The organism is Bacillus sp. S4, from assembly GCF_040838205.1.
Taxonomy (GTDB): Bacteria; Bacillota; Bacilli; order Bacillales; family Bacillaceae_G; genus Bacillus_A; species Bacillus_A cereus_U.
On record NZ_JBFPJI010000268.1, the window covers coordinates 1 to 4,645 of the forward strand.

Below are 4,645 nucleotides of genomic sequence, written 5' to 3' on the forward strand. Positions count from 1 at the left end.
ATAATATACATATACCGATAAATTTACTTTACTGCTTCTTTAAAAACAAAATGCTCTTTAAATTTTCTAGATTCAAATTTTTGACCGTTTCTCATGGAGAGGAAAGGATGTTCTTGCCACGTAATGATCACGTCAATCTTATCCGCTTTTGTAGAAACTGGAAAATTAGCGTGTTCAAATCCAGTTTTTTCGCCCGCTAGACGACTTTCTTTTAGGGAAAAGAGTTCATATTTTGTTTTCGTATGTGGTTCATTCCGAAAAACTTCAACTTGTACATTATACACTTCACTTTTTCCAAGATTTTTTACAGAGAAATGATATGTTTGAAATACACCTTTTTTGGGTTGCAACAATTTTTCACTCGTTCTTTTTACTTCATCAATATTCACTTGCCATTGATCAGAATTTTGAGAGATTGGTAAAGATTTTGGTGAATATGCGTATGTTTCATTAACTACAACTAAGCACAATAATAGGAGAAAGAAACTAATTGTTTTTTTCATATGTACACCTCCGATAAAACTTTAATAATAATATGCGTGGGAAACGTGGGGTTTATGTAATAAAATGGAAAATTAAGTTAGGAGAATTTGAGAAGAATAAAATATTTCTAAGCTTTCAAATGATAATTGTATAGAGTTCAATGTTCGTATTACATATCTTTAGAAGGGGTCTGTTTAGCGAAAAATCGTAATATTTTTTTAAAAGGGCTTGCGTTTTACAAAACAAAGAGATAGAATACTCTGTAAATATAAAAAGTGATGATTAGGAAAAGTACATGATGCAAGGGTCTACAGAGAGCAATCGGTTGCTGGGAAGATTGCGATACCGCATGATGGAAAGACACCTGTGAGTGTTGCTTTGAACGTGATAATTAGTAAAAGCAAACGGTACCTACCGTTATCAGGGCTAAGATGGTCATTATGACAATTTGGGTGGTACCGCGGAAAAATCCGTCCCTATTTATAGGGGCGGATTTTTGTATTCTTTGAAAGGAGGTGAGTGACCGTGGATGATGATGACGACGACAACAACAATAAAGTAAATAAAAATAAAATTAATGGAGGGAAATATAATGGATCAAATAATGAAGCGCTCACTCACACGAGAATGTACGGAGCATAGCGGGAAGGTTGTATTACTACAAGGGTGGGTAAAAAAGATTCGTCATCTAGGAAATGTTAGCTTTTTATTATTAAGGGACCGAACGGGAGTTATTCAATGTGTATTAGAAAACGAGTTATCCGGATACAAAGTTGATGTTGAAAGTGTCGTCCAAATAATTGGAGAAATAGTAGAGACACCGAAAACAGAATTAGGTATTGAAGTACTTGCACGTAAAGTGAAAGTATTAAATGGTGCAGAGCCACTTCCATTTGAGATAAATAAAAAGAAGCTACAAGTTGGCTTAGATCAACTGTTGAATGAGCGTGTATTATCATTAAGGCATGAGCGAATCGCGGCGGTTTTTAAAGTGAAATCGACACTCGTTCAAAGTTTTAGTGAATTCCTAATAGAGAACGATTTCACACGTATATTTACTCCGAAAATTGTCTCGCAAGGGGCAGAAGGAGGAGCGAATGTTTTTAAGCTTCCATATTTCCAAAAAGAAGCGTATTTAGCTCAATCACCACAGTTTTATAAACAAATGATGGTAGCGGGAGGACTCGAATGTGTTTTTGAAATTGCTCCTGTGTACCGGGCTGAACATCATAACTCGTCACGACATTTAAATGAATATATATCGTTAGACGTAGAACTTGGATTTATTCATGATTTTCATGAAGTGATGCAATTAGAAACAGATGTTTTACGATATATGTTTCAACAAGTAGGAGAAAAATGTGAAAGAGAACTACAACTATTACAAGTAACAGTACCTGTTATTGCGGAAATTCCTAAAATCACATTATCAGAAGCACAAGAAGTTTTGAAAAGTCAGTATCGAAAAGAATCTCCCATAGGGGATTTAGATACAGAAGGTGAAAAGTTACTAGGGAAATATGTGAAAGAAACGTATAATAGTGAATTTGTATTCATTACACATTATCCGAGAGAAGCGAGACCAATGTATACGATGCCAAATAAAGAGAATTCAGCTATTACTGATTCTTTTGACTTATTGTATAAAGGGCTAGAGATTACGTCAGGTGCACAGCGAATTCATAACTATGAAATGTTACTTGCTTCTTTTAAAGAAAAAGGATTACATCCAGAGAAATTTCAATCTTATTTAGATACATTCCGATACGGTTGTCCACCACATGGTGGTTTTGGGATAGGATTAGAAAGGGTTGTGTATCGACTTTTAGAATTATCCAACGTGAGGGAAGCGAGTGCTTTTCCGAGAGATTGTACTCGTCTTATACCGTAAAAAAGAATCTTCGCGATTATCGCGAAGATTCTTTTTTAATGTTCTTTATATTTCATTTGTAAATATTTTCTATATAAGTCTATGAAAATCCTTTTCGACAAAATAATTAATATATACCTTGACAGTTATAAATATAACCGATATACTTCATATTAATTTCAAAAGAAGATATATTCAGAATATTAAAGTGCGTTGAATAGGAGTAGTAAGGTCATGTATTTGTACAGAGAGCTATGGGTTGGTGTGACATAGTCAAATGACATCCTGAACTCGCCTAGGAGCAGTAAGGTGGAACGGAATCACATTCTTAGTAAATCTTAACGGTTAACCTTCGATATTAGGTCTGTAATCAAACGATTACTACTAAGGTGGATTCATAATGGAATCAATAAGGGTGGTACCGCGTTAAGTAAATGGCTTAGCGTCTCTTTATATAAAGAGATGCTAGGCCATTTTTTATTTTATAGAAAAAGAAATGGAGGGTTTATTCGGATAGGTATATAAAATTTATTTATTTATATAAAAAGATTTAAATAGGAGGAAAATAAGATGAAACAGACGGAGCAATGGACTTCGAAATTAGGTTTTATAATGGCAGCAGCAGGATCAGCAATTGGACTTGGCGCAATATGGAAGTTTCCTTATATCGCTGGAAAGAGCGGGGGAGGAGCATTCTTTTTAATCTTTATATTATTTACTGTATTAATTGGACTACCACTACTTATTGCTGAATTTATGATTGGACGCAGTACACAGAAACAAGCAGTTGGAGCATTTAAAAGTATCGCACCAAATACAGGATGGCACTGGATTGGCCGTCTTGGCGTTGGAACTTGTTTTATATTACTATCATTTTATAGTGTTGTAGGTGGATGGGTATTAATTTATTTATTCAGAGGAGTGACAGGGCAGCTTATTACTCCAGGACAAAATTATAGTGCATTATTCACAGAGACAATTGGAAATCCGACTTGGGCCATTATCGGTCATTTTGCATTTATGTTCATTACGATATGGGTTGTATCAAAAGGTGTACAAAATGGGATTGAAAAAGCAAGTAAATATATGTTACCAGCGTTGTTCGTATTATTTGTCGCTCTTATTATTCGTTCATTAACACTTGATGATGCGATGCAAGGTGTGAAGTTTTTCTTACAGCCGGATTTCTCAAAAATTACTTCAGAAAGTATTTTGTTCGCAATGGGGCAATCATTCTTTGCGATTAGTATAGGAATTTCGATTATGGTTACGTATAGCTCGTATTTAAATAAAAAAGAAAGTTTACCAAAATCAGCAGTTACGATTGTTGGATTGAATTTATTCGTTTCTTTATTTGCGGGACTTGCTATATTTCCAGCAGTATTTTCATTAGGAATGGAGCCAACAGAAGGACCTGGATTACTATTTATCGTATTGCCATCTGTATTTAGTCAAATTCCATTCGGTGGACTATTCTTAACAGTATTTCTTGCGTTATTTACATTTGCGACATTAACATCGGCATTTTCACTACTAGAGACGGTCGTTTCAGCATTAGCAAATGGCGAGCAAGAAAGAAGAAATAAACTATCATGGATCATCGGTTTCTGCATTTTCCTAGTAGGTATACCATCTGCGTTATCATTTGGAGTATGGAGTGATATTACGATTTTTGGGAAGAATATTTTTGATGCGATAGACTTCTTATCTAGTAATATATTAATGCCACTCGGAGCATTATTTATTAGTATTTTCGTATCATTCAAAATGGAAAAGAAAGTGTTAGAAGCTGAATTTTTTATAGGTGGAAATTACGGAAAGATAGTATTTACTATCTGGGCATTTTTACTTCGATTTGTAGCACCACTTGCGATAGTTATCGTATTTTTAAATGTAATAGGGATTATTTAAGTTTAAATGTTATAATATTCAGTAAAAAAAGAAGGTGATGATAATAAAAACAAATTTGATTGAAGTTGGGAAATATATGAACATTAGAGGGAAAAAGCTATATGTTGAAACACATGGAAGTCCTAAAAATAAACCAGTATTATATTTGCACGGCGGACCAGGAGAGAGCTGTTATGATTTTTCATTTCATCAAGCGGAACGATTAAAAGAATCATTGTATGTAATTATGTTAGACCAACGAGGAGTTTGTCGTTCGGAAGTAATTACTGAGGAAGAACCTTTTGGACTAGGTGATTTAATTCAAGATTGTGAAGAACTAAGAAAAGTATTAAAAATTGATAAATGGTCTGTAATAGGACATTCTTTCGGTGGGTATTTAGC

At 34.2% G+C, this 4,645-nt stretch carries 4 protein-coding genes and 2 other annotated features; of the genes, 3 read left to right on the forward strand and 1 reads right to left on the reverse strand.

What is annotated here, in order from left to right:
* Positions 1 to 23: 23 nt before the first annotated feature.
* Positions 24 to 503, reverse strand: coding sequence for a YozF family protein (locus AB3X48_RS18165; RefSeq protein ID WP_016104719.1), 480 nt, complete (start codon positions 501 to 503; stop codon positions 24 to 26).
* A 249-nt stretch (positions 504 to 752) separates the two neighbouring features.
* Positions 753 to 964 (forward strand) — a binding site (T-box leader).
* A 111-nt stretch (positions 965 to 1,075) separates the two neighbouring features.
* On the opposite strand from AB3X48_RS18165, the gene aspS reads away from it, so the two are divergent.
* The 3 genes from aspS to AB3X48_RS18180 form a co-directional block, all read left to right on the forward strand.
* Positions 1,076 to 2,374 (forward strand): aspartate--tRNA(Asn) ligase, encoded by a 1,299-nt coding sequence (aspS, locus tag AB3X48_RS18170; protein WP_199715463.1) that lies wholly within the window; start codon positions 1,076 to 1,078, stop codon positions 2,372 to 2,374.
* A 183-nt stretch (positions 2,375 to 2,557) separates the two neighbouring features.
* Positions 2,558 to 2,806 (forward strand) — a binding site (T-box leader).
* Between the two features lie 117 nt (positions 2,807 to 2,923).
* Positions 2,924 to 4,264: a sodium-dependent transporter gene (locus tag AB3X48_RS18175; RefSeq protein WP_199715464.1), complete on the forward strand. Its 1,341-nt coding sequence runs from the start codon at positions 2,924 to 2,926 to the stop codon at positions 4,262 to 4,264.
* Between the two features lie 37 nt (positions 4,265 to 4,301).
* Positions 4,302 to 4,645, forward strand: a 344-nt coding sequence (locus AB3X48_RS18180) for an alpha/beta fold hydrolase (RefSeq protein ID WP_367959783.1), incomplete at its 3' end; no start/stop codon positions are given.